Origin of the sequence: Parafilimonas sp., from assembly GCF_051953455.1 — a bacterium.
GTDB lineage: Bacteria > Bacteroidota > Bacteroidia > Chitinophagales > Chitinophagaceae > Parafilimonas.
Map to the genome: position 1 here is coordinate 59033 of NZ_JBQCIT010000001.1, position 23067 is coordinate 82099.

Annotated in this window: 25 protein-coding genes, 1 tRNA gene and 1 pseudogene; 17 read left to right on the forward strand and 10 right to left on the reverse strand. The window is 39.1% G+C overall.

Annotated elements, in window-relative coordinates; translation table 11 throughout:
• The first annotated feature begins 163 nt into the window (after positions 1 to 163).
• The 5 genes from ACTHN6_RS00230 (at position 164) to ACTHN6_RS00250 (ending at position 5032) form a co-directional block, all read left to right on the forward strand.
• Entirely contained in the window at positions 164 to 886 is a 723-nt protein-coding gene (locus tag ACTHN6_RS00230) for an ABC transporter permease subunit (protein WP_440433697.1), read from the forward strand.
• Positions 886 to 2649, forward strand: coding sequence for a gliding motility-associated ABC transporter substrate-binding protein GldG (gldG, locus tag ACTHN6_RS00235; RefSeq protein ID WP_440433698.1), 1764 nt, complete (start codon positions 886 to 888; stop codon positions 2647 to 2649). The genes ACTHN6_RS00230 and gldG overlap by 1 nt, the downstream gene beginning before the upstream one ends.
• 12 nt (positions 2650 to 2661) lie before the next feature.
• Positions 2662 to 3612: a TerC/Alx family metal homeostasis membrane protein gene (locus ACTHN6_RS00240; RefSeq protein ID WP_440433699.1), complete on the forward strand. Its 951-nt coding sequence runs from the start codon at positions 2662 to 2664 to the stop codon at positions 3610 to 3612.
• A gap of 291 nt (positions 3613 to 3903) precedes the next feature.
• Positions 3904 to 4419 carry a hypothetical protein gene (locus ACTHN6_RS00245; protein ID WP_440433700.1) on the forward strand — a complete coding sequence of 172 codons (516 nt, stop codon included), beginning with the start codon at positions 3904 to 3906 and terminating at the stop codon, positions 4417 to 4419.
• Positions 4420 to 4594: 175 nt separating this feature from the next.
• Positions 4595 to 5032 carry a VOC family protein gene (locus tag ACTHN6_RS00250; RefSeq protein ID WP_440433701.1) on the forward strand — a complete coding sequence of 146 codons (438 nt, stop codon included), beginning with the start codon at positions 4595 to 4597 and terminating at the stop codon, positions 5030 to 5032.
• A 61-nt stretch (positions 5033 to 5093) separates the two neighbouring features.
• Here ACTHN6_RS00250 and ACTHN6_RS00255 read toward each other — a convergent pair.
• The 3 genes and pseudogenes from ACTHN6_RS00255 to rpmH form a co-directional block, all read right to left on the reverse strand.
• Positions 5094 to 5453, reverse strand: a pseudogene (locus ACTHN6_RS00255) (di-heme oxidoredictase family protein).
• A gap of 18 nt (positions 5454 to 5471) precedes the next feature.
• Positions 5472 to 6200 carry a 6-phosphogluconolactonase gene (gene pgl, locus ACTHN6_RS00260; protein ID WP_440433702.1) on the reverse strand — a complete coding sequence of 243 codons (729 nt, stop codon included), beginning with the start codon at positions 6198 to 6200 and terminating at the stop codon, positions 5472 to 5474.
• A gap of 112 nt (positions 6201 to 6312) precedes the next feature.
• Positions 6313 to 6468, reverse strand: a complete 156-nt coding sequence (rpmH, locus tag ACTHN6_RS00265; RefSeq protein ID WP_090659238.1) for a 50S ribosomal protein L34 — start codon at positions 6466 to 6468, stop codon at positions 6313 to 6315.
• Positions 6469 to 6665: 197 nt separating this feature from the next.
• Between rpmH and recO the strand changes: the two genes are divergently transcribed.
• Positions 6666 to 7403, forward strand: a complete 738-nt coding sequence (recO, locus tag ACTHN6_RS00270; RefSeq protein WP_440433703.1) for a DNA repair protein RecO — start codon at positions 6666 to 6668, stop codon at positions 7401 to 7403.
• On the opposite strand, the gene ACTHN6_RS00275 is transcribed toward recO, so the two are convergent.
• Positions 7404 to 8588 carry an amidohydrolase family protein gene (locus tag ACTHN6_RS00275; RefSeq protein WP_440433704.1) on the reverse strand — a complete coding sequence of 395 codons (1185 nt, stop codon included), beginning with the start codon at positions 8586 to 8588 and terminating at the stop codon, positions 7404 to 7406.
• Between the two features lie 96 nt (positions 8589 to 8684).
• Between ACTHN6_RS00275 and prfA the strand changes: the two genes are divergently transcribed.
• Positions 8685 to 9773 (forward strand): peptide chain release factor 1, encoded by a 1089-nt coding sequence (gene prfA, locus ACTHN6_RS00280; RefSeq protein ID WP_440433705.1) that lies wholly within the window; start codon positions 8685 to 8687, stop codon positions 9771 to 9773.
• Positions 9774 to 9852: 79 nt separating this feature from the next.
• Here prfA and ACTHN6_RS00285 read toward each other — a convergent pair whose 3' ends face one another.
• Positions 9853 to 11100 carry a metallophosphoesterase gene (locus ACTHN6_RS00285; protein ID WP_440433706.1) on the reverse strand — a complete coding sequence of 416 codons (1248 nt, stop codon included), beginning with the start codon at positions 11098 to 11100 and terminating at the stop codon, positions 9853 to 9855.
• 137 nt (positions 11101 to 11237) lie between these two features.
• Between ACTHN6_RS00285 and ACTHN6_RS00290 the strand changes: the two genes are divergently transcribed.
• The 10 genes from ACTHN6_RS00290 (at position 11238) to ACTHN6_RS00335 (ending at position 19393) form a co-directional block, all read left to right on the forward strand.
• On the forward strand, positions 11238 to 11918 hold the full coding sequence (locus ACTHN6_RS00290) for a metal-dependent hydrolase (protein ID WP_440433707.1): 681 nt from the start codon (positions 11238 to 11240) through the stop codon (positions 11916 to 11918).
• Between the two features lie 96 nt (positions 11919 to 12014).
• On the forward strand, positions 12015 to 12815 hold the full coding sequence (locus ACTHN6_RS00295; protein WP_440433708.1) for a ParA family protein: 801 nt from the start codon (positions 12015 to 12017) through the stop codon (positions 12813 to 12815).
• 68 nt (positions 12816 to 12883) lie between these two features.
• Positions 12884 to 13804, forward strand: coding sequence for a ParB/RepB/Spo0J family partition protein (locus ACTHN6_RS00300; RefSeq protein WP_440433709.1), 921 nt, complete (start codon positions 12884 to 12886; stop codon positions 13802 to 13804).
• A gap of 1 nt (position 13805) precedes the next feature.
• Complete coding sequence (locus ACTHN6_RS00305) at positions 13806 to 14471, forward strand: DUF5683 domain-containing protein (RefSeq protein ID WP_440433710.1); 666 nt, start codon at positions 13806 to 13808, stop codon at positions 14469 to 14471.
• A gap of 300 nt (positions 14472 to 14771) precedes the next feature.
• On the forward strand, positions 14772 to 15023 hold the full coding sequence (locus tag ACTHN6_RS00310; protein ID WP_440433711.1) for a hypothetical protein: 252 nt from the start codon (positions 14772 to 14774) through the stop codon (positions 15021 to 15023).
• 390 nt (positions 15024 to 15413) lie between these two features.
• Positions 15414 to 15782, forward strand: coding sequence for a hypothetical protein (locus ACTHN6_RS00315; RefSeq protein ID WP_440433712.1), 369 nt, complete (start codon positions 15414 to 15416; stop codon positions 15780 to 15782).
• Between the two features lie 369 nt (positions 15783 to 16151).
• Positions 16152 to 16763, forward strand: a complete 612-nt coding sequence (locus ACTHN6_RS00320; protein ID WP_440433713.1) for an RNA polymerase sigma factor — start codon at positions 16152 to 16154, stop codon at positions 16761 to 16763.
• A 41-nt stretch (positions 16764 to 16804) separates the two neighbouring features.
• Positions 16805 to 17209 (forward strand): hypothetical protein, encoded by a 405-nt coding sequence (locus tag ACTHN6_RS00325; RefSeq protein WP_440433714.1) that lies wholly within the window; start codon positions 16805 to 16807, stop codon positions 17207 to 17209.
• 61 nt (positions 17210 to 17270) lie between these two features.
• Positions 17271 to 17702 carry a hypothetical protein gene (locus ACTHN6_RS00330; protein WP_440433715.1) on the forward strand — a complete coding sequence of 144 codons (432 nt, stop codon included), beginning with the start codon at positions 17271 to 17273 and terminating at the stop codon, positions 17700 to 17702.
• 155 nt (positions 17703 to 17857) lie between these two features.
• Positions 17858 to 19393, forward strand: coding sequence for a S41 family peptidase (locus ACTHN6_RS00335; protein ID WP_440433716.1), 1536 nt, complete (start codon positions 17858 to 17860; stop codon positions 19391 to 19393).
• A gap of 389 nt (positions 19394 to 19782) precedes the next feature.
• Here ACTHN6_RS00335 and ACTHN6_RS00340 read toward each other — a convergent pair whose 3' ends face one another.
• From ACTHN6_RS00340 to ACTHN6_RS00360, 5 genes are all read right to left on the reverse strand, one after another.
• A complete protein-coding gene (locus ACTHN6_RS00340; protein WP_440433717.1) occupies positions 19783 to 21141 on the reverse strand; it encodes a Gfo/Idh/MocA family protein in 1359 nt (452 codons plus the stop codon).
• 211 nt (positions 21142 to 21352) lie between these two features.
• Positions 21353 to 21721, reverse strand: a complete 369-nt coding sequence (locus ACTHN6_RS00345; RefSeq protein WP_440433718.1) for an MGMT family protein — start codon at positions 21719 to 21721, stop codon at positions 21353 to 21355.
• Between the two features lie 134 nt (positions 21722 to 21855).
• Entirely contained in the window at positions 21856 to 22056 is a 201-nt protein-coding gene (locus ACTHN6_RS00350) for a DUF5522 domain-containing protein (RefSeq protein ID WP_440433719.1), read from the reverse strand.
• Positions 22037 to 22741, reverse strand: coding sequence for a tRNA (guanosine(46)-N7)-methyltransferase TrmB (gene trmB, locus ACTHN6_RS00355; RefSeq protein ID WP_440433720.1), 705 nt, complete (start codon positions 22739 to 22741; stop codon positions 22037 to 22039). The genes ACTHN6_RS00350 and trmB overlap by 20 nt, the downstream gene beginning before the upstream one ends.
• Before the next feature lie 178 nt (positions 22742 to 22919).
• Positions 22920 to 22990, reverse strand: a tRNA-Gln gene (locus ACTHN6_RS00360).
• Between the last annotated feature and the right edge of the window lie 77 nt (positions 22991 to 23067).

The following is a 23067-nucleotide window of genomic DNA, read 5'->3' on the forward strand; positions in this document are numbered from 1 at the left end:
ACTGCTGCAATAATCAAATGTTTTTAATGGATTATTTTTTAAAAATCTTTATATTAATAATAATATGCACCTGATACCTATCAACATTTATACGCATTTCTTTTTTAAGCAAACGTTACCAAAATCTTCTTCGCTGTAAACTTATAGGCAGTAGTTTTGAGCCATGTGGATGATCTGCAAAAAAGAATGGAACCAGTTCTTCAGCAGCCTTACCGGCTACGTTGCGTTGGTTGTTTTTCTTTTATTGAACGGATTGATGTTTTTTGTATTTCCCAACACCAGCCTGCTCGATTTTGGTTATGCCTCACTTGATGGTTTCTTTTCTTTGGCGCCCTGGATTTTATTATTTCTTATTCCCACTATTACCATGCGCAGCCTGGCCGATGAATATAAAGGCGGCACATTTGAATTATTAAAAACGCTTCCGCTCACATCATCACAAATTGTTTGGGGTAAATTCTTTGGCGCCCTGCTTATTGTTTTGCTCGCTTTAATTCCAACAACCATTTATGCATTTTCATTGCAGCAGTTAAGCGCCGCCGGCGGTATAGATGTGGGCGCTACCATTGGCAGTTATATTGGTTTGTTTTTATTGGGCGCGGTATTTACGGCTGTAGGTTTATGCGCCAGCAGTTTTACCAATAACACCATTGTTGCCTTTATTGGCGGCGCATTTGTTTGTTTGATTTTATATGCAGGGTTTGATGCCTTAAGCCAGTTGCCTTTCTTTTCAAACGGGCTGGATTATTATGTGCAGATGCTCGGCATCAACTTTCATTATAAAAGTATAAGTAAAGGTGTGATTGATATACGCGATATCATTTACTTCCTGGCAATTATCCTGTTCTTTATGCTTCTTACAAAACAAAATATTGAGAAAAGATAATGAAGCCTGTCAATCAATATTTACGCCCCAAAAATCAATGGCTTATTTTGCTGGCAGCCTTAATTGTACTTATCTATACTTCAACTTTATTCCGCTATAGAGTTGATCTCACTGCCGAAAAACGTTTCAGCTTAAATGCATCAACCAGAACCTTGTTGAATAATGTTGACACAGCTATCAACATCACCGTTTTTCTTACGGGCGATTTGCCTGCCGATTATAAAAAGTTAAGTATTGCTACAAATGATTTATTAAATGAGTTTCGCGATCTAAGCAATAATAATATCCGCTTTCATTTTGAAAAACCCGGCGAGAATTTACCGGATAGCCAGCGCCTGAATTTATACGACAGCCTGCAGCGCCTCGGTGTTGTGTTTGAACAAAGCAGCAACATTGCAACGGGGAATGAAAAGGCAGTGCAGCAATTAATTATCCCTTCCGCCATTATTCAGTATGGAAATTACAGGCCGGTTGCCGTGGATTTAAGAAGCAGCCGCACGGTGTTTAAAAATTATAATGTGGTGGATGAAGACCCGCAACCGGATAAAGAAGCAACCTTAAATGCAGCCGAGGCTTTGCTGGAATACAAGTTTGCCAATGCCATAGATAAACTCACAAGAAAAGAAATTCCAACTATTGCATATTGCATTGGCAATGGGGAAGCAGGGCCGCAATATGTAAACGATCTTATTCAAAACCTGCGCAACGATTATAATTTAGCCTTATTTGATTTAAAACAGGCCTATCCGAATCCTGAACTCATCAATACTTTATTAATTGTAAAGCCTACTATACCTTTTACAGATGAAGACAAGTTAAAGCTTGACCAGTATGTGATGCATGGCGGAAAAATTGTTTGGTGCATTGATAAATTATATGCTGAGTTAGACAGCCTCATGCGCAGCCAGGCAGATTTTGTTGCCTTCGACCGCAACCTTAATATTGATGATCTTTTGTTCAGGTACGGCGTGCGCATTAATGGTAATCTTGTACAGGATTTAAATTGCAGCAAAATACCGCTGGTTACCGGTTACAATGCCGATGGCAGCCCGCGCATGCAGCGTTTTCCCTGGCCTTATTATCCATTTCTTTCTTCGCCCAATAATAATATTGTTTCAAGAAATTTAGACCGTGTGCTTTCTATTTTTCCCTCCGGCATCGACACCATCAAAGCGCCGGGTATAAAAAAGACGATCCTGCTATCAACCGATACTTCCAGCAGAATCATCAGTTCGCCGGCCATTGTAAGCCTTAATAAAATAATGGATGACATCAGCACTAATAATTTTGCTTCTTACAATGAACATTATATTCCGGTTGCGGTGCTGCTGGAAGGAAAATTCAATTCTTTATATGCCAACCGCCTTACGCAAGGCACGAAAGATTCAGTAAGCAAAGCTTTAAACAAACCGTTTGCATCAACCAATATAAATCCCACACAGCAAATTGTAATGAGCGATGCCGATATTGTAACCAATGCCGTTAGCAATACTACCGGCCCGTTGCCAATGGGGGAGTTGCCCTACGAAAATTACCGTTTTGCCAACCGTGAATTCTTTCTCAACTGCATAGATTATCTTACCAGCACTAGCGGTATTTTTGAAAGCCGTAATAAAGATTTCACATTGCGTTTATTAGACCGCAAAAAAGTGGAAGACCAAAAAACAGCCTGGCAACTGATAAACATTGCTATACCTATTGCATTAATCATAATGTTTGGTTTTATTTATCAGTGGCGCAGGAAAAAGCGTTTTGGGGTGTAATATTGCAAACTCATGTCACGAGATACTATCAGCTACATTGTATTCGGTATTGTTCTAATATTAGCCCTCGTTTTCGATCTTGGTCTTTTAAGCAAGAAAAATAAAACCGTTACCATAAAACAAGCTTTGCTTCAAACCATTTTCTGGGTAGCGCTCGGCCTGTCATTCTTTGTTTTTATGTGGTTTGAAAATGGTAAAACCCTTGCACTTGAATACATCAGCGCCTATTTAATGGAATGGAGTTTAAGCATTGATAACATTTTTGTGTTCATTCTCATCTTCACTTCATTCTCCGTAAAAGAACAATATTATTCCCGCGTGCTGCTGCTGGGTATATTGATGGCCATTGTATTCCGTGTCATTTTTATTACAGTGGGCGTTGCACTTGTAAACCGTTTTGAATGGCTGTTATATATCTTTGGCGCCTTCCTCGTATATACCGGCTTTCATATGTTTACCAGTAAAGATGATGAAGGCTTTGATCCCGAAACGTCAAAAGCTTATAAGGCTGTAAAGAAACTATTCCCGCTCACCAACAGCGATGGCGGCGGCAAACTATGGATACGGCAAAATGGAAAACGCTATTATACCACCCTGTTTGTGGTGGTAATGATGCTGGCTTCCATTGATCTTGTTTTCGCATTGGATTCTATTCCCGCGGTAATGGGCATTTCGCGGGATAAGATGGTGATCTATACGTCCAATATTTTTGCCGTGCTTGGCTTAAGAAGTTTATTCTTTTTGCTGAAAGGAGCTGTTGCCAAATTCGATTACCTGCAGGAAGGCATTGCCATTGTGCTGGTATTTATCGGGCTTAAAATGATTGGCGCACACTGGCTGGAGCAATGGCTCAGCCCAACCACGCTGGTGTTTATATCACTTGGTGTAATTATTATTTGCATTACAGGCTCTATTTTATTATCCATCAGGAAGAATAACCGCGCTAAACAATTGCAGGCATAAATGCTGCGCATTTTTACGTTTTATTGTTTGCCGATACCGCTTTTACATAGATGCTTGGCGAAAATGCGGGCTTGACAATACGCAACCTCAACTTTTGTTTTGCTATTGTGCTGCGTTTGTCGGGCGCGACGAAACTTTGCTCAACAAAAAATTTTATCTTGAGCTTTAAATAAAAATCAACAACAGTTCCGGCAGACGGAATGTTACTATCCGCACTTCGCCAAGTCCGAACGTTAGCCGCAATACATCTACCAGCTTTCGAATTTTAAATTGGTTACTTAAAAAAATACAATGAAATATATATCATTAATCATCCTTATTCTTTTTTCAACCTTGGTTTTAGCTGCTCAAAAAAATATCGTAACAGATACCAATTCAGTGAAGTCAATTGAAGGTATTGTAAAAAAAGTTTTGCAATTAGTGTCTGTAAAAAAGGGACAACAAAGAGACTGGGATGCATTAACTAATTTATTCTTGCCTACTGCTACTTTTACTGTACTTAATAATATGGATACAACTAACCGGCCGGTAGAAACAATTGGCCTTACTGAATTTATTGTATTACTGCATGACGAATATTATGAGCAAGGATACCTGGAGTACGAAATTGGAAAAGTAATCAATGAATATAATGGCATAGCAAATGTATTTCAAAGTTTCTATGGAAAAGATTCCGAAGGAGCAGAAGAACGCGGAATTAACAGTTTCCAATTAGTTTATTTTGAAAATAGATGGTGGGTAGCACATCTTTTATGGACATTAGAATCTAAAAATGAAAAGATACCTAAAAAATATTTACAAAATTAAAACATCATTATTACTTGTGTAGGCAGCTAATAACTAAGCTTGCGTTGTGTCCGAAGGGCAAGCAATGAAAAGCGCTGTTGAACGATAGGCGTAATTGCACAGGGATTATAAAAGGACAGTACATTGTAGTTTAAAAAGAAAGATTTCAACAATAACAATCATAAACTGAAAAATTATGGCAAGCATTAATCCACACATTAATTTCAACGGCAATGCAGAAGAAGCATTCAATTTTTACAAATCAGTATTTGGCGGAGAGTTCTCAAGAATAGCACGTTTCAAAGATTTAGCAAGTGCTGAATTCCCGGTAGCAGAACATGAAGCAAATAAAATAATGCACATTGCTTTACCCATTGGCAAAAGTTTTTTAATGGCTAATGATGTGCCTGAAATATTGGGACGAACAAACGAAAATGAGAACAGAAGCAAAATTGTAATTAGTGCAGAAAGCAAAGAAGAAGCGGACAGGTTATTCAATGGGCTTTCGGCAGGCGGGCAAATTGAAATGCCTATTTCCGACAGCCCCTGGGGTTCATATTTTGGTATGTTCAGAGACAAATATGGCATTGAGTGGATGGTGGACTTTGACTCAAATTATGAGGGGCAAATATAGCTGCAGGAAAACAGTGAACCCCTTTGATCTCAGGCATTGTGTCTTTGCCAACACCTGTTTCTTACAAACTATTTAAAAACTTAATCAGCTTACCCCTTTCTGCAGACGATAAATTCATAAACTGATCTTTGGCTTTTTCAGCTTCACCGCCATGCCATAAAATGGCTTCTTTAATGCTGCGGACATCATGTAAATAATAAGGCGTTCTGTTTGTTTTGGGAAGAGGCCAATTCCCTATAAAAGCATGGTGTATCATTCACGGCCGTTTGGCGTCAAATTCAGGGCCGCCATCGGCTAATCCGTGTCCCAAATCATGCAGTAATAAATCAGTATAAGGATGAATGCGCTGGTTGGATAATTGCGGTACGGCAAAACCAACTCCCGTTTGCATAGTTGGTATGCGGCATGGGCACAGATTTATGAATTCAGAAAATCACTTTCAGCCATTCATGGCTGCTTCATCCACAAACCAATGTAATTCGCCATGTACCGGCTTTATTATTTGCGAAGGATATTTTTCGGGGTCATATGGCTTATGCATTACATTGTTTAAAGCTGCCGCTTTGCCGCTTCCGCTTACAATAAAGGCTATTGAATGCGCTGCATTTGTTATGGGCGCTGTTATAGTTATGCGGTACATATCTTGTTGCTCCAGCCATAAATATGTACACCATTTGGTTTGTTCATTAACAGCATCGGCATGGCCGGGAAACAATGAAAGTGTATGCGCATCGTCACCCATTCCCAATAAAACAATGTCAAATGTTGGCTCGTTTGTGCCTTTATTAAAATAATGCTGCAACACTTCTTCATATTCAGCAGCCGAAGTTTCGGCAGTTATATTTTCTGTTTGCATAAAATGCACGTGCGCTTCATTTGCCGATACATGATCCAATAAAGTTTCGCGTATCATTCTTGCATTGCTGCGTTCATCACTGTAGGGAACAAAACGTTCATCGCCTATAAAAATGTTGGCGCGGCTCCAGTCGATTTTATTTTTATAGGCATCGCCTGCCAAAAGCGTATAAAGCCTTTTAGCCGTGTTGCCGCCTGTAAAAGCAATTGAAAAGCGTTCTTTGGTTGCCAGCGTTTTGCAGATGCAATCTACCATCCAGTTGGCAAGGTGTTCGCACAAATCATCATAATCTTTACAAACGTGCAGTTCCATTATTTAATAGTTTATGCCGAAGATAAACACAAATGTTTGATGGCCGGGTTTGTCTGTAAATAAAAAGGCCGGCGCAAAGCCAGCCTTAAAATATTAGTATCGTTGTATAAACTTATTTTAATTTTCTTTCATCAGAAACGGTAAGCTTGTGGCGGCCCTTCGTTCTGCGGCTTGCCAAAACTTTACGCCCGTTTGCAGTTTGCATGCGTTTGCGAAAACCGTGTACGCTTTTCCTGCGGCGATTGTGTGGCTGAAACGTTCTTTTCATCAGTAAAATTTTTTATTGTATAAAACAATTATTTTCAATAAACCAGGTAACAGTCACCATACTGCTCCTTGTGAAAGGTGGGCAAAGGTAAAAGAATTTCATCAAAAATTGTTAATTGATTTTGGAAACAAACATGTTAAAAATTCCTTTTACAAACTTCGTCCTTTTTACAAGTAATTGTTTGCTTTGCCGGAGGTATGACGCATAAAACAAAAGGCATCGTTATCAAAACCATTAATTATGGCGAAACAAGTGTAATAACTTCTGTTTACACGGAACTTTTTGGCCTGCAGAGTTATATTGTAAAGGGGGTACGGCAGGCAACAAAAAAATCAGCAGGTAAGCAAATGTATTTTCAGCCTTCGGCCATGCTGGAGATGGAAGTTTATCATAATGAATTAAAAAACCTGCAGTTTATCAAAGAATATAAGTGGGGCTATTTATACGGGAAAGTTTTATTTGATGTGATGCGTACCGCCATTGCGCAGTTTATGATAGAACTTTTCCAGCACGCCATTAAACAACCTGAAGCCAACCCGGAATTATTTTATTTACTGGAAGGCAGCCTGCTGGAAGCAGATAAAGGCAGCAATGCTGCGGTGGCTAACCTTCCATTGTATTTTATGCTGCACCTGGCAACAGAATCAGGTTTTGAGCTGCATGGTAATTTTTCCAGGCAAACACCTGTGCTTGATTTAAAAGAAGGCGCTTATACGGATTTGGAACCATTGCACCCCGATTATGTTTCCGGCCCGCTGGCGGAAGCAATTTCGCAAATCCAGCGCATACAATTATATAACGAACTTGAAAACATTAAACTAAACAGGCTGTTGCGCCGCCAGTTACTGGAAAGTTTACTGGTATATCTTTCACATCATCTTACCGGTTTTCAAAAGCCGAAAAGCCTGCCGGTGCTGCAGGAACTGCTGGATTAACTACAATATCCGTTTGGCTGCGGAAGATTCCGAAAATTTTTTGTGTTGAAGGTTATTAATCAAAACAATACCGGGCCGCTTCCCTTTTTCAAAGCTTCCTGAATTCTCATAAACACCTAAAGCCGCCGCACCATTTGATGTAGCCCATTGAAGCAGGCGCTCAGTTTCAAGGAATGGAAAATGATTTTGCAGCGTTTTTATTTCATTTAACAGGTTAAGGCTATAGTTGCTTGAATAGCTGTCTGTTCCTAAAACAATATTGCAATTATCGTTTATAAACAATTTAATATCAGGTAATTGATTTTCTATGTACAAATTGGCATTTGGGCAAAAGCACCAGGATAAATCCTGCTTATTTGCCCTGGCTTGTTCAACGGCAAATTCAATATCAGTTTGTGTGGTAAACGTATTGTGAATCAGAAGTAATGCTTTCGCCTTGTTTAATAATGGCAGGTAAGATTGAAGGCTGCTTTTATTATGTGCCTGGAAAAATTTTGTATCGATATTTAAATGACGATACAGCCTGAAAAAATCGCCGCTGTTTTCGCGGTAGAGTTCATCTTCAGCCCGTGTTTCCTGGTTGTGTACGGAAATAATTTTACCAACTGAAAGATCATTGATCAATTTGAACATCGCCCCGCTTATTGTGTAAGGTGCATGCGGAACGATTGAAGTGTTGGAGAGCCCGGCAGTAATAAAATCTTTATATAAGTGCTGAAATCTTTCAAATAAAACAGCAGCCCGTTCTTCAGAAAATCCAATGGCTTCTATGAAGTTATAGTAGTTTATTTTACTTTTTAATTTAGTTGAAATAGTATCGGTTGTATTACAGATATCGCCAACGGCTACTATTCCGTTTTCATACATTTCAGCATCCGCTGCAATAATAGCTTCAGCAATAAATCCTTTTTCAAAACCCCGTTTGCCCACAACCGTAATCAAAAAATCGACAAGGCCGGTTCCGGTTTCAATCACGTTTTTCATGTGACTTAATTCGAGGTGGCAATGACAGTTAATGAAACCGGGTGAGAGTAAGCCTTTAAATGTTTGCACATTATCACCAGCATCGGCTTCGTTTACAATTGCTTCAATTAGGCCTTCTTCATTTGTAATAAGAACTTTGTCCTCACCTGAAATTTTCCTTCCATCAAAAATAAAATCGGCTTTAAATTTCCTGTAACGCATGCTGTAAAATTAAGCGGCTGAAAACATATAACTTTGCACACTTTTTAAAAGTTCACAGGTTTAAAAATCAATTACAGGTTAAATATCTGCCAACTTGTGAACGCTGAAACTTATAACATGTTAGACCAGTTAGAAGCAATAAAGGCGAAATTTGAGCAAACAGGCGTTGCGTTGACCAACCCTGAAATTATAAACAGGCAGTCTGAATTTCAGAAGCTGAGCAAGGAATACAGCCAGTTGGAAAAAATTGTAAAGCCTTATGAAGCTTATAAAAAAGTACTGGATGATTATGAGTTTGCCAAAGAAGGATTGAATAGTTCTGATGAAGACATGCGCGAACTGGCCAAAATGGAATTGCCTGAACTGGAAGAAAAGAAAGATGCACTTGAGAAGCAACTTACCCAGCTTTTAATACCAAAAGACCCGCAGGATGATAAAAATGCCGTACTGGAAATCCGTGCCGGTACCGGTGGCGATGAAGCCAGTTTGTTTGCCGGCGACCTGCTTGATATGTACCTGCGTTATGCTGCAAAAAAAGGCTGGAAAACGGCCATTGTGAGTGAGAGCGAGGGCACTGTGGGCGGTTACAAAGAGGTGATGGTGGAACTTACCGGCGACGATGTTTATGGTACCATGAAATTTGAAAGCGGCGTTCACCGCGTACAGCGTGTGCCCAATACAGAAACACAGGGCCGTGTACATACTTCTGCGGCAACGGTGGCCGTAATGCCCGAAGCAGAAGAGGTGGATTTTGAATTAAATCCCGCTGATGTAAAAATGGAAACGGCCCGGAGCGGCGGCGCCGGCGGCCAGAACGTGAATAAAGTAGAAACAAAGGTGATGCTTACGCATATTCCAACGGGAACAGTGGTGGTTTGCCAAACGGAACGCAGCCAGTTGGGCAACCGCGAAAAAGCTATGACCATGCTGCGTACTAAATTATATGAAGAGCAGGTGCGCAAACAGGAAGAAGAAATTTCCAGGCATAGAAAAACATTGGTTAGTACTGGCGACCGCAGTGCCAAGATCCGCACTTATAATTACCCACAGGGCAGGGTAACCGATCATCGCATTGGCTTAACTTCCTATAATCTTGATGCGGTTATGAACGGCGATATTGAACAGTTTATTGAAGCGCTGCAGGTGGCCGAAAATGCAGAGAAGATGACAAAGCAGAATAATTAATAACTAAGCAGAAACTGTTTTATTTCAAATTTAATTTCAATTGATTTAATGATATTTTATAGTAGTAATTGTACATAACTTACACTAATTCAATTACTGTTATTTCTGGCAATATACCAACCCTACCCGGATAACCAATAAATCCATAACCCCTGTTTACATATAAACATTGCTTGCCGGTTTTATAGAGGCCAGCCCATTCTTTATAAAAATACTGAACCGGGCTCCATTTAAAATATGGATTTTCTACACCAAACTGCATCCCATGCGTGTGGCCGGAAAGCATTAAATCAATATCAGGATATTTTGTGCGAACCTCTGCATCCCAGTGGCTGGGATCGTGGCTCATTAAAATTTTAAACGGGTATTTTTCTGTCCCGGGATGTGCTAAATCCATTCTGCCATATTTTGGAAAACGGTTGGAAGCACTCCAGTTTTCAATGCCCAGTAAAGCAATTTGTTCGCCGCCTTTTTCCAGTACTACATGTTCGTTCATCAGCAAGCGCCAGCCAAGCTCACTTTGCACCTGTTTCAGTCTTTCCAGGTTCGCATGTTTAGCTTCAGGCGTTGGCCATTGCACATAATCGCCATAATCATGATTGCCGAGGGTGCTGTAAACGCCCATCGGCGCTTTCAGCCGGTTAAACACATCCATATAATCAACCATTTCGCTGGCTTTATCATTTACCAGGTCGCCGGTAAAAAGAATTAAATCGGCATTTTCTTTTAGAATCATGTCAACACCCCGGCTAACCGCTTCTTTATTGGTAAAGCTGCCGCTGTGAATATCACTCACCTGCAAAATTTTCATGCCTTTAAAAGATGAAGGCAGGTTATCAAAAGCCAGCTTTATTCTTCTTATTTTATAATTATACTTGTTTGAAAAACCAGCCATGAGCGTTGTGAATAATCCGCCGCCCAAAACAAAACCCGTCCAGGTTAAAAAAGCTGAGCGGGTAATTGTATTGCCTTCACTGGTAAAATCAACACCTGTTTTTGGGAAGATTTTAGTCATGAGCCAAACAAAGAGCCTGCGTATATCATCCAGCAGGAAAAAAGTAGCTGCAATAAGCTTGGCAAAGAATAAACCTACAACGATTGCAAAAGCGTAATTGCGCAGCACGGTATGTGTGGCGAGATATCCGGAATAGGGAAAGAAAATAATGAAAGCAATGGCCGCAATGGAAATAAGCCAGTACACGGAATAAATAATTGCACGGCTTTTTTCACTATTATTATGTGTAAGAAACCGCAGCACCCAAAAAACATAGAGATCAACCAATAGCAAAATAAGAATGATGATCCACCAGCCACCTGAGCTTCGCATATTTAAAATTTTTACAAATTAAAACAGGCTTTATAAGATGTGCATAAAAAACCTGTGTAAGTAAACCTAAAAAATTAATATTGTTGAAGACAGTGAGGGTAAAAAATTACATTTGTGCCCCTTTAAACAATACTGTAATGAATTTAACGTATTATGGCCAATCGTGCTTTAGCGTGGAGGTAAGCGGTAAGAAATTATTGTTTGATCCGTTTATTACGTATAACCCGCTGGCTAAGGATATTGATAAAAAGGCAATAAAGGCTGATTATATTTTTTTATCACATGGCCATACTGATCATTTTGCTGATGCATTTGAACTTGCCCGGCAAACCGGCGCCACTTGTGTGGCGGCAGCAGAAATTGCAGACTGGCTTACAAATAAGGGCATAGAAAAAGTGCATCCGCTTAACCATGGCGGCCCGGTTGTTTTTGATTTTGGAAAAGTGCGTACAGTAAATGCCATTCACTCTTCTTCCTTTCCGGATGGCAGTTATGCCGGTAACCCTTTGGGTTTTGTGTTTACAACTCCCGAAGGCGATTTTTATTATTCGGGAGATACAGCGCTTACCATGGATATGCAGCTAATTCCGCGCTGGGCAAAACTTAAGTTTGCGGTGTTGCCAATAGGCGGAAATTTTACAATGGACGTGGCTGATGCTATTGCTGCTTCAGACTTCATTAATTGTAATAATATTGTGGGTGTTCACTATAACACATTCGATCTTATAAAGATAGATAAAGAGAAGGCTGTTGAGGAATTTAAAGCGGCTGGTAAAAATTTACTATTACCGGCCATTGGGGCGACGATTGAAGTGTGAAGTTTGATATTGGAGTTGATTTGTTGATAAGTTGATTGGTAAAAGCATAGTCTAATTTAAAAAATAAAATATTCTCCGCCGTGGCGGATTAGGGGTATGGCAAGAACAATAGGAGTAGCAAATCAAAAAGGCGGTGTTGGCAAAACAACAACGGCAATAAACCTGGCAGCAAGCCTTTCCGTGCTTGAATTTAAAACCCTGCTCGTGGACGCAGACCCGCAGGCAAACAGTACCACAGGTATTGGTTTCGACCTGCATAACATCACCAAAAGCCTGTACGATTGCATGGTGAATAATACACCCGCCAGCGAAGTGATCTTAAAAACAGATGTTCCTTTCCTCGATCTTATTCCCTCGCATATTGATTTGGTGGGCGCTGAAATCGAAATGATCAATTACCCCGACAGGGAGCTGGTTTTAAAACGCATTCTCGAGCCGGTAAAAGATGATTATGATTTTATTGTGATCGACTGTTCACCATCGCTTGGCCTGATAACCGTAAATGCGCTGGTGGCCGCCGATAGTGTTGTAATCCCTGTGCAATGCGAATTCTTTGCATTGGAAGGATTGGGTAAGCTGCTTAATACCATAAAAATTGTGCAGAGCCGTTTAAACATAAGCCTGGAAATAGAAGGTATTTTAATGACGATGTACGACGGAAGGCTGCGTCTCTGCAACCAGGTGGTAAATGAAGTAAGAAGGCATTTTGAAGATATGGTTTTCAATACCATCATTCACCGCAACAGTAAACTGAGCGAAGCGCCAAGCGTGGGAAAACCGGTTGTATTATATGATTCTGATTGCAAAGGCGCTGTAAACTATCTTAACCTTGCCAAAGAAGTGCTTCAGAAAAATGATATGACTAAAATTAAAAACGAAGAAAGAATTTTAGAATAAAAGTTTAATGTTTAAAGTTTGTATCAACATTAAACTTTAAACCTGCAACATTAAACATCAATGTAAACATGACAACATCCAAATCAAATAAAGAAACATTAGGAAAGGGCATACGCTCTTTATTGAAGAGTATAGATTCAGATCTTAAAACTACCAGCGGCACATTAAAAACCGATGTGGTGGAAGCTGCAACGAATGTGCTTCGCATTGCGGTTGCACAAATTCAGCCTAACCCCAAAAACCCCCGCCGCGATTTTGATGAAACGGCATTGAACGAACTTGCATCTTCTTTAAAACAATTTGATGTTGTTCAGCCAATAACCGTATCAAAACTTGCCGATGGCAAGTACCAGCTCATTGCCGGTGAAAGAAGATTACGTGCTGCAAAAATTGCGGGATTAAAAGATTTGCCGGCATATATACGCCAAACCAATGACCGCGAACTGCTTGAACTGGCCTTGCTCGAAAACCTGCAGCGCGAAGATTTAAATGCCATTGAAATCGGCCTCAGTTATAAGCGCATGATGGATGAACTTAATTACACGCAGGAACAGGTGGCCGAAAGAATGGGGAAGGAGAGAAGCACCGTTACCAATTATATCCGTTTGCTTAAACTTCCGCCAGATATCCAGGTGGCTGTTCGCAACGGGGAATTAAGCATGGGCCATGCAAGGGCTTTGATTAATATTGATACAATTGATAAGCAGCTTTACCTGTTCAGCGAAATAAAACATAAACAGCTTAGCGTAAGGCAAACTGAAGAACTGGTTCGCAAACTTTACCGTGGTGATGCAAAGCCTGTTAAATCTCCCGGAAAATCAAATCTTAACGATGCTTACAAGCGTATAGAAGATAATTTAGCCTCTTATTTCTCAACAAAAGTTACGCTTAAGCACAACTCCAATGGAAAGGGCAACATCGTTATTGAATATTATTCCAGCGATGAGCTTAATAAGATTCTTGAGTTATTGCATACACAGGCGGATTAACATGCGTTTATTCCGTTGCTTCATATTACTTCTCTTTACTTCTGTTATTTCTTTTGCTGCTATTGCCCAAAAGCCCGATAGCGCCATTAAAGTAAATAATGGAAAAGAGGTTTTGCCGGATACATTAAAGCCTGAAAAAAAAGACAGTGTTGTTGTAGCAAAAAAAGATTCCATACCCATAAAAAAGAAGCACGATCCGCATATTGCCACCCGCCGCTCGGCCATCATTCCCGGATGGGGCCAGGCATATAACCGCGAGTATTGGAAAATACCCATTGTGTATGGTGCACTGGCCGTGCCGGCAAGTTTGTTTGCTTACAACAACAAATGGTACCAGCGCACAAAAGAAGCCTACAATATATTGGTAAATGGCGGCGACACTTCCAAAATTTATCCTGACCTTAGAAATATAGATCCTTCCTATATACAATCCTTCCGCAACCAGTTCAGGAAAGACAGGGATTATTCCGCTTTGTTCTTTCTGTTGGTTTGGGGTTTGAATGTGGTGGATGCCACCGTATTTGGCCATTTAAAAGATTTTGATGTAAGCGACGATCTAAGCATGCATGTGCAGCCCGATTATAATATCATTACCAAAACACCAGCCTTATCGGTTGCCCTCAATTTTAAAACAAAGCAGCCTAAGATGCTGCCTTCAGTTTTTTAGGGTTTAAGTATTCCATTAACATGTTGTGCTATTGGGGTTGAGGGCATGTGAGCATTCTATTATGTTGACTGAACATCATGTTGAGGTAACGAAACATCCGCTAAAATTTATGTTGCTAATAATTCAAGAGATTTCTCCTGCCGTCGAAATGACGTTCGAAGGGGTTTACGGTATGCAGTTATCTTTAATTTCTCCTGCCGTAGAAATGATGATCGAAGCGTTTTGTATTTTGCAGCCATCTTTAACCTGGTAATCAGAATTAAAAAAAAATCATACAAAACAATAGCACAAATAAGCAAAATGGAAAGAAGAAACCTGTCAGAACTATCTAATGAAGAATTGCTACGCGAAGAAAAAAAGCGAAAACCGGCCGCTGTTATAAATGCCTTGTTCATTGGCTTTCTCATAGGCATTGTAATATTCAGCATATTAAACAGCACGGCAGGCCTTATGGCACTCATCCCTTTATTTTTTGCCTATAAACTAATGAACAGGTCGAAATATAATGCGCAGGAATTAGACAGCGTATTAAAAGAGCGCGGGCTTAAATAAATATCACCCAAAAATTATTCAAACCTGTTTTACAATTGCCGGCAACCAATGCCGGCAACTTTTTTTGGCCCTGTTGAAATAATTTATAAATAGTATTATATTTGGTTTATCAACTAACTATTCTCAATAACCTAAACACAATAACCACTAAATACTTAATTCCTCACAAATAAAAACCCATAACCATGGCACGATTAATTATTCCTGATGACTTTACCAGTCAGCTAACATTGCTCAACAACATTATTGCGCAAAACACGGCGGTTGAAAAAGGGGCCGGCTAAAACCGGCAGGCAGCGCCGCGGGGCGCTGCTTTTTTTTAAGGAGGGGATTTGAAAACCCTCAAACAACCAGAAAAACTAAAGCAAACCAAACTAAAAAAATAAAAAAATGGAAACAGAAAACCTTCTTGAAACAGAAGATGAAATACTTCACGAGAAAAAACGACCAACATCGATTAGGGTGATTTGCGTTTTAGGATTTATTGGTACTGCATTTATAATTCCGGTAATCTTTTCAGATGTAGCAAAGCAAATTGGAAGTTGGTATCCGTCTTATCTGGCACTTACATCAATTGTAGGATTAGTATGTATGATTGGACTATGGCAGATGAAAAAATGGGCAGCATATACATACACGGGGTTTATGGTAATTAATCAAATAGTCCTTTGGACAATGGGAATTTGGAATGTCATGGCGCTCATCATTCCAGGAATTGTTGTTGCTATCACCTTAGCAAACTTGAAGAGAATGGACTAATGATGGTGTGGATTTATGAAGGAATATTGTTGGTGAAAAATACGGACAGCGGCAGAGGTTTTTAAGTAATCCTTAAGTTCAAATTCAGGACGGTAAGCACCTGGCAAAAACCAAAACATATTTATCTTTTTATGTCGAGCATCGTCTCCTGAAATGGACGATGCGTTATCTTAGCACCGCACCATCCTCTGCGAGAGACGATGCTTGACCCCAAGCCTGCAAGCATCTGATACTGATATTAACGGCCCCAAATTCTTTATAACAATCAACAAAGACACACCTATAAATAGTGCATCTATTGGAAGGCCTGATTATTTTAAAATAACATTCTTTGCAACATTTTTGGACCTAATCTGTCTAATCTGCTAAGTGAACAATCAAAATGAAAATAATCTAACAGACCGGGTCCTGGTAGAAAACGTGTTACATGGCGATACGAATGCCTTTAAGGTTATTATAAAAAATACAGAAGGACTTATAGCGCAGATTATTTTCAAAATGATACCTGGTGCCGAAGACAGAAAAGATATGGCACAGGATATTTACTTAAAAGCATTTCAAAAATTGGCGAGCTTTAAATTTCAATCTAAACTTTCTACCTGGATTGCACAAATTGCTTATAACACTTGCATAAACCATCTTGAAAAGAAGAAATTATTGCTCATTGAAAACAACGATGAGGACAACGAACCCGACGATGAAACAGTAGAAATATTGAATAAAAAAATGAACCCGCTCAATAATGAAACTGAAAAAATCATTTTCAAAAAAGAGCTTTCGGCAATTTTAAAAAAGGAGATAGATAAGCTTTCGCCGGTTTATCGCACTTTAATAACGCTTTATCACAACGAAGAATTAAATTATTCAGAAATAGCAGCAATTACGCAACTGCCGGAAGGAACAGTTAAGAACTATTTATTCAGGGCAAGAAAAACCCTACGGAATAATTTATTGCTCACGTATAAAAACGAAATTTTATGATAAGCAGGCATCTTAATGATGATGAAATTCAGCAATACGTTTTGCAAAAAGCAGCATGTGATATTGATATCGTTAAACATATCCAGGGTTGCGAAACGTGTAAAATAAAAGCAGCACAATACACCCTGCTTGTTGAAGGGATTAAGCATCAGGAAAAACCTTCTTTTGATTTTAACGTCGCAGATTTGGTTGTAGCGCAATTACCGAAACCCCGATATAAGGATTCTGCCGATAAATTATTTTTTTACTTTATCATTTTCCTCTGCGTTTTTTTTCTCAGCATCATTTTCTATTTTTTGGGAAATAATTTATTAAACCTGTTTAGAGGAATTACACCGATAGTAATTGCCTTAACTATTACAACGGCTATCTGCCTCTTCGTAATTCTATGTATTGATATGTATAAAAAATATCAAGCCCAAATGAAGACTTTAAACTTTTATTGAAATGTTGCAACATTAAAATCGGTTGCCTGTCTAATGAAATATGAAACTCAAAATGAACAAGATGAAAAAGATTATATCTATAGCAGCTTTAGCGGCTACGCCAATTATGGCAAACGCACAAAATAATAATAATAATAATATACAAGGCCTAAACGAAGATGTCTTCAATGCATGTGCTGCTATATTTACAGCGGGACTGTTTATGATATTTATATTAGCAATCATCAAACGAATTATGGATTACCGCATAAAAAATAAAATCGTTGAAAAAGGAATTCCTGAAAATATAGCCTCATCTATTTTACAAACAAGTCCCAACGAAAACAGAAATACCAACATTAAGTGGTTTGCTCTTCTTACCGGAATAGGCGCCGGGCTTACCATCATTTATTATACACTTCCTTTAGGCATTCACTCCTTAGCCATTATGGCTTTCTGCATTGCTGCCAGCTTTTTAGGTTACTACTTTTTTCTTAAGCAATCTGAAAAATAACACTTTTCACTAAAACAGTTATGAACATGAAACGAATAACAAAACCCACATGGTGGGGCAGGAAATATATTGCCTTTATTGTAGTAATTATATCATTTATACAACCACTGTATGCGCAGCAAGAATTGCCAGTTATAAAGGCAACATCAAAAACAGTGGACGTAAAAGATGGAGACATTTATCAGAAAGGTATATGGAATTTATCTCCCGAAAACAAACCGGATATTTATTTTGCTTTAGAGCCAGTGCATGAAAAAAAGATAAGTTTTTATACAGACATAGATTCAATTTCATTTAATGTTATTCCTGATAGCAATTACAACTTCATTATTTTATTAAATGGCAAAGACACCTGCTATACTCAGATATCAACCATAAAACCTTCAAAGCAAACTGAACTTAATACTGCTTCATTAAATAATATAGAATCCGAATTATTAAGAAAAGATTTTACATTTTTTCGGGAGGCACTTGAAAAAGAACACGCAGGATTATATCGCTATAAAAACAAAATAATATTGAATAAATTATTTGACAGCTGCTTTGCTGCGTTGAATCATCCAATGTCACAATTAGAGTTTGCCAAATCAATTGCATTCCTTATAAGTTCTATCGAAGATGGGCATACAGGTACAAACCTTTCAAGGCTATTGATGAATTATTATGGCGAAAATGAAAAGATGTTTCCTGTGTATGTTTATTTCATCAATGCAAAGGCTTATGTACTTTGCAGCAGCATTAAAGAACTTCCTGCAGAGGCAGAGATTTTATCCATTGATAATAAGCCAATCGCTGAAATCAAAAAAACACTGCTTCAATATCTGCCTTCCGATGGAAAAATTGAAACTAAGAAAAACCAGGTGCTAAACAACGGCGCTTTCTGTTTTCTTTACAACTGGATTTTTGGTAATAAAAATTCATTTACTGTGAGATATAAAACGAAGCAGGAAGAAATTAAAACAACCAAAATAAATGCAGCGTTTGTAAAAGATTTTGAATGTGATAATAGAAATGAATTGAGTAATAAAAAAGACTTACAGTTAGATTTTCCTGAAAAAGATATCGCTTTACTTACTGTTAAAACCTTTGATGATAACAAGCTTGCGGGAAAGCAGAATTTCAGAGATTTTCTCGAAACATCATTTAAAGAAATTAATTCAAGAAGCGTGAGCAAGCTAATTATTGACCTGCGGGGAAATGCCGGCGGTGCAGATGCGTATGGAGCTTTGCTCTACTCTTATTTAACACGCAAACCTTTCAAATACTTTTACTCAATCGAATCAACTACAAATAAAATTACTGTTGAAGAAGATTCACTTCTTGGCCTGCAACAACCGCAGAACAATAGCTTTAATGGAAAAGTCTTATTCTTGATTAATGGCGTATGTTTTTCTACTACAGCAGACTTTTGCTCGATAGCAAAAAGCAATAACAGAGGAAAATTTATTGGTGAAGAAACAGGTGGTGGATATTATGGAAATACTTCAGGACAAACAACAAAAGTTGGGTTGCCCAATAGTAAAATAGATATCATCATTCCTAAATTCAAATACGTAAACGATGTTAAAAAAGTAAAATACGCAGATAGGGGAATAATTCCAGACTATACAATTCTTCCAACAGTCCATGAAGTTATCCTTCACAAAGACGTTCAATTAAGCTTTGCATTGAAATTAGTAAGAGAAAAATAAAGCCGGTAATTATAAGCTTCACGGTTTCAGAAGGAAGTCTTGCAGGTAGCAAGGGGTAACTGTTGCGCAACCTTAATTTTAAAAAGATTATAAAAGCCGGCACTATAAAGCCAGTAGAGATTACAATTTAAGTTGTAAAAGGTGGCTGCAAGCATAAAAGCATTTGGTTGGCTGCTTCAAGTCCCCTTGTGTTTAAGCGTTTTATGCCGGTGTGGTTTATAAGTGTTCCCCCTGCACAAATACCCAATAATACACAAGCCAACCTGCCGGCCAATTTTGCAACCTCAGCCTTACAAAACTGTTTTATTTGGTGATACAATATTATTGTGGGCCACCGCCCACCTGCAGGCTTAGCTTTAAAACAAGTGTATTATATTTCTGTAACGCTATTAATATTTAAACACTTTTCCATTCACCATCACTTCCTGTGTGGTTTCATCAAACGTTGCCTTATAGCCCGTATGCACAGCAGCATTCGTCATAATATTGGCAATTGAATGAGAATAGCCGGCTTCTACAGGCGCATTCGGTTGTTTCCTTGACCGTATGCATTCCATCCAGTTATGAATATGGTTGGTGGTAAGCACATCGCCGCCGGTATTGGCAGAGGCAACAACCTTTTCCGCAACTTCAGAAAGGTTCAGTTCAGGAAGCAGGTTTGGCTGCATGTGCATGGCCGCCGCTGCATTTTTGGTTAAGCCGCCGGTTGGCGTTACTTTATTGGTGATAAGGTTTAATTCGCCGCCATTTGAATAATAGATCTCTGCGGGGTTTTCATCGCCATTGTGCATGCGGGAAGAAAAAATTACCTGGAATCCTGATGTAGGATCATTGGCGGGGCCATAATCAAAAACAGCTGTTGTGGTATCCCAGTTCCGCCTGCCATCTTTCCACATATAAATGCCACCATTGGCTACAACACTTCTTGGGTGGCTCAATTTGGAAAACCAGTGTACCGTATCAATCTGGTGGCTCATCCACTGGCCCGGCATGCCTGAAGAATAAGGCCAGAATAACCTGTATTCAAGATATTTTCTCGGGTCGAAATCTTCATACGGGCGGTTGAGTAAATAACGTTTCCAGTCGAGGTCTTCTTCACGGCATTGGGCAACAAGCTCCGGCCTGCGCCAGCGGCCCGGCTGGTTTACGTTCCAGGTTAATTCTACCATTGTAATATCGCCAAACTTGCCCGATTGAATAAATTCTGCCGCTGCTTTATAATTAGCGCCGCTTCTTCGCTGCGAACCAATCTGAACAATACGGTCGCTGGCTTTTATTGCCTTTAAAGCATTCCGGTTGTCTTCCATGGTTTCTGCAAAAGGCTTTTCACAATACACATCGCATCCGGCCAGCACGGCTTCTTTAGCCAGCAACGCATGCTGAAAATCGGCAGTGCTGATAAATACCGCGTCTATATTTTTCTGGCTGTATAATTCGTCATTGTTCCTGCAGCCTGTGATGTCGTGCTGCATTTTTTCTTTTAAGAAAGCAACGCCTTCTTCCCTTCTTTTCTTCCACAAATCAGAAACGGCCACTATATCAAAATTCATCTCTTTATAAAATTTCATAAACGGGGGAACGTGAGATGAGCGGAACCGGTCTGAAAAACCTACTACGCCCACGCGCACTCTGTCGTTGGATCCGATAATGCGGTTGTAACTTGAACTCGTGAAACCCTGGCCTGCTATAATTGTTGCTGCCGCGGCCTTGGCAGTTTTTTTAATAAAGTTTCTGCGTGAATGAGACATGGCTTTTATCGTTTTTTGGTCAGTAAAATTTTAGAAGGATATAAGATATGCAATCCGTATCCTACAAATAAAAGCCATTATTGCGGGCTTTTAAAAATATTAAGGGGAGAATTTTACCTGTGAAATATTTAGCGGGTTTCTATTTTGCCCTGAGAAACATGCCTTTAACTTACAATCAACAACTCAACTAATCAACTTCGCTGCGCCCCATTTACAGCACCAGCTCTTTTGCCGGGTCCCAGAATAGTTTTTCAAAATCAACCACCTTATCATTTTCCACTTTTATTTTTTCTTTCTCCAGCCGTTTTTGCATTTCATCGGGCAAACCAAAATGCATTTTACCGCTTAATAAACCAACGCGGTTCACTACGCGGTGAGCAGGTACTTTAGGTTTCACATTCACACATGCGCCCATTGCCCATCCCACCATACGGGCGCTCATTTTTGTACCGAGATAATTAGCAATGGCGCCATAACTTGTAACGCGCCCTTTTGGAATTTGCCGCGCCACATCCCAAACATCTTCGAAGAAAGAGTGTTTTTTGGTTAAGTCTTTTAAATGTTCTTTCGGATTAGCCATATAGTTTAAAGTTTAAGGTTGAGTTGCTACAGTTACCCGTGAACCTTTGGTGCTCGTGAACTCCTGAAACCTTATGTGTTCTTCCCAATTTCAAATTCCTTATTCCAAAATACTTCAATCAATCAACTTCTCAACTAATCAACCTTATTCTCTTCGTTTCTTTTCTTCAGCAACAAACTTCTTCTTGGCTCTTCAACATTTTTATAGTCATAAGGGCAGTTTTTACAGCCATTGCCGCAGCAATAACCGCGCTGCAATAAATATTCTTTAGTAAACACAACAAGCCCATCGCTGTTAAAATAATAATCGTCATCTTCAGTGGTGCGCCTGTTCACGAAATAAAGCTTTTAATTGTTCATCTTTTTCTTTTGGCAAATATGCATTCAATGTAAAGGCAAGGTAATGCACTTTATTGCTTTGGGCAATATCGAGACTTTCGTAATGTGTTTTTATTTTAAGTTCATCGCGTAAGTTATCGTCTTTATATAAATCATCTTTATCTGTAATCGTTTTTAATCCATATAAATCAATAACAGCTTTAGTGAAGTTGTAAAGATCAGGGCTGTCGGTTTTTAAATGAATGATGCCGTTTTCCTGTAAAATGTTTTGATATAAGCGTAAAAATTTTGGATGTGTTAAACGCTTCTTCATTTTGGAAAAACGCAATTGGGGATCAGGAAATGTTATCCATATTTCACTTACTTCACCATTGGCAAAATAATCAGTAAGCTGATCGATTTGTGTGCGCAGAAAAGCAACATTTTTCAGGCCTTCATTTAAAGCGGTTTTAGCGCCTTTCCAAATACGGTTGCCTTTTATATCAATACCTATAAAATTTTTATCGGGATATAATCTTCCGAGGCCAACGGCATATTCGCCTTTGCCGCAGGCAAGCTCAAGTGTAATTGGCTGATTGTTTTGAAAGAAAGCATGCCAGTTGCCCTGCATGTTTTGAGGATATTGTAATACGTTGGGAAATGTTTCCAGTTCTGCGAAACGAATTAATTTTTTTTGCGCCATTGCAACAAAACTACGGTATAAGAAATAATATGTATGGCTATAATAATAGGGTTGACGTCTGTAAATTAATTATTCAGTTTTCTTAAATTGAGCGGTATTGTTTGTAAAGGTTCAGAGTGATTATTTGTAAAATAAAAAATGGACAAAGCAGCCATGTAAGCCAACTTGTCCATTTATGTTACCCGACCTGGATTCGAACCAAGACAAGCAGAACCAGAATCTGCGGTACTACCATTATACTATCGGGCAATAAGGAGTGCAAATGTAGGCAAATTATTTTTTTTAAGGAAATCTCCCGGCCCGGAAATAAAAAATATTCCTCTAAA

Excerpts from the sequence above, each read along its gene's own strand:
- ACTHN6_RS00230 (WP_440433697.1), top strand. The coding sequence starts at position 164 with ATGTGGATGATCTGCAAAAAAGAATGGAACCAGTTCTTCAGCAGCCTT.
- gldG (WP_440433698.1), top strand. The coding sequence starts at position 886 with ATGAAGCCTGTCAATCAATATTTACGCCCCAAAAATCAATGGCTTATT.
- ACTHN6_RS00240 (WP_440433699.1), top strand. The coding sequence starts at position 2,662 with ATGTCACGAGATACTATCAGCTACATTGTATTCGGTATTGTTCTAATA.
- ACTHN6_RS00245 (WP_440433700.1), top strand. The coding sequence starts at position 3,904 with ATGAAATATATATCATTAATCATCCTTATTCTTTTTTCAACCTTGGTT.
- ACTHN6_RS00250 (WP_440433701.1), top strand. The coding sequence starts at position 4,595 with ATGGCAAGCATTAATCCACACATTAATTTCAACGGCAATGCAGAAGAA.
- pgl (WP_440433702.1), bottom strand. The coding sequence starts at position 6,200 with ATGGAACTGCACGTTTGTAAAGATTATGATGATTTGTGCGAACACCTT.
- rpmH (WP_090659238.1), bottom strand. The coding sequence starts at position 6,468 with ATGAAAAGAACGTTTCAGCCACACAATCGCCGCAGGAAAAGCGTACAC.
- recO (WP_440433703.1), top strand. The coding sequence starts at position 6,666 with ATGACGCATAAAACAAAAGGCATCGTTATCAAAACCATTAATTATGGC.
- ACTHN6_RS00275 (WP_440433704.1), bottom strand. The coding sequence starts at position 8,588 with ATGCGTTACAGGAAATTTAAAGCCGATTTTATTTTTGATGGAAGGAAA.
- ACTHN6_RS00285 (WP_440433706.1), bottom strand. The coding sequence starts at position 11,100 with ATGCGAAGCTCAGGTGGCTGGTGGATCATCATTCTTATTTTGCTATTG.
- ACTHN6_RS00290 (WP_440433707.1), top strand. The coding sequence starts at position 11,238 with ATGAATTTAACGTATTATGGCCAATCGTGCTTTAGCGTGGAGGTAAGC.
- ACTHN6_RS00295 (WP_440433708.1), top strand. The coding sequence starts at position 12,015 with ATGGCAAGAACAATAGGAGTAGCAAATCAAAAAGGCGGTGTTGGCAAA.
- ACTHN6_RS00300 (WP_440433709.1), top strand. The coding sequence starts at position 12,884 with ATGACAACATCCAAATCAAATAAAGAAACATTAGGAAAGGGCATACGC.
- ACTHN6_RS00305 (WP_440433710.1), top strand. The coding sequence starts at position 13,806 with ATGCGTTTATTCCGTTGCTTCATATTACTTCTCTTTACTTCTGTTATT.
- ACTHN6_RS00310 (WP_440433711.1), top strand. The coding sequence starts at position 14,772 with ATGGAAAGAAGAAACCTGTCAGAACTATCTAATGAAGAATTGCTACGC.
- ACTHN6_RS00315 (WP_440433712.1), top strand. The coding sequence starts at position 15,414 with ATGGAAACAGAAAACCTTCTTGAAACAGAAGATGAAATACTTCACGAG.
- ACTHN6_RS00330 (WP_440433715.1), top strand. The coding sequence starts at position 17,271 with ATGAAAAAGATTATATCTATAGCAGCTTTAGCGGCTACGCCAATTATG.
- ACTHN6_RS00340 (WP_440433717.1), bottom strand. The coding sequence starts at position 21,141 with ATGTCTCATTCACGCAGAAACTTTATTAAAAAAACTGCCAAGGCCGCG.
- ACTHN6_RS00345 (WP_440433718.1), bottom strand. The coding sequence starts at position 21,721 with ATGGCTAATCCGAAAGAACATTTAAAAGACTTAACCAAAAAACACTCT.
- trmB (WP_440433720.1), bottom strand. The coding sequence starts at position 22,741 with ATGGCGCAAAAAAAATTAATTCGTTTCGCAGAACTGGAAACATTTCCC.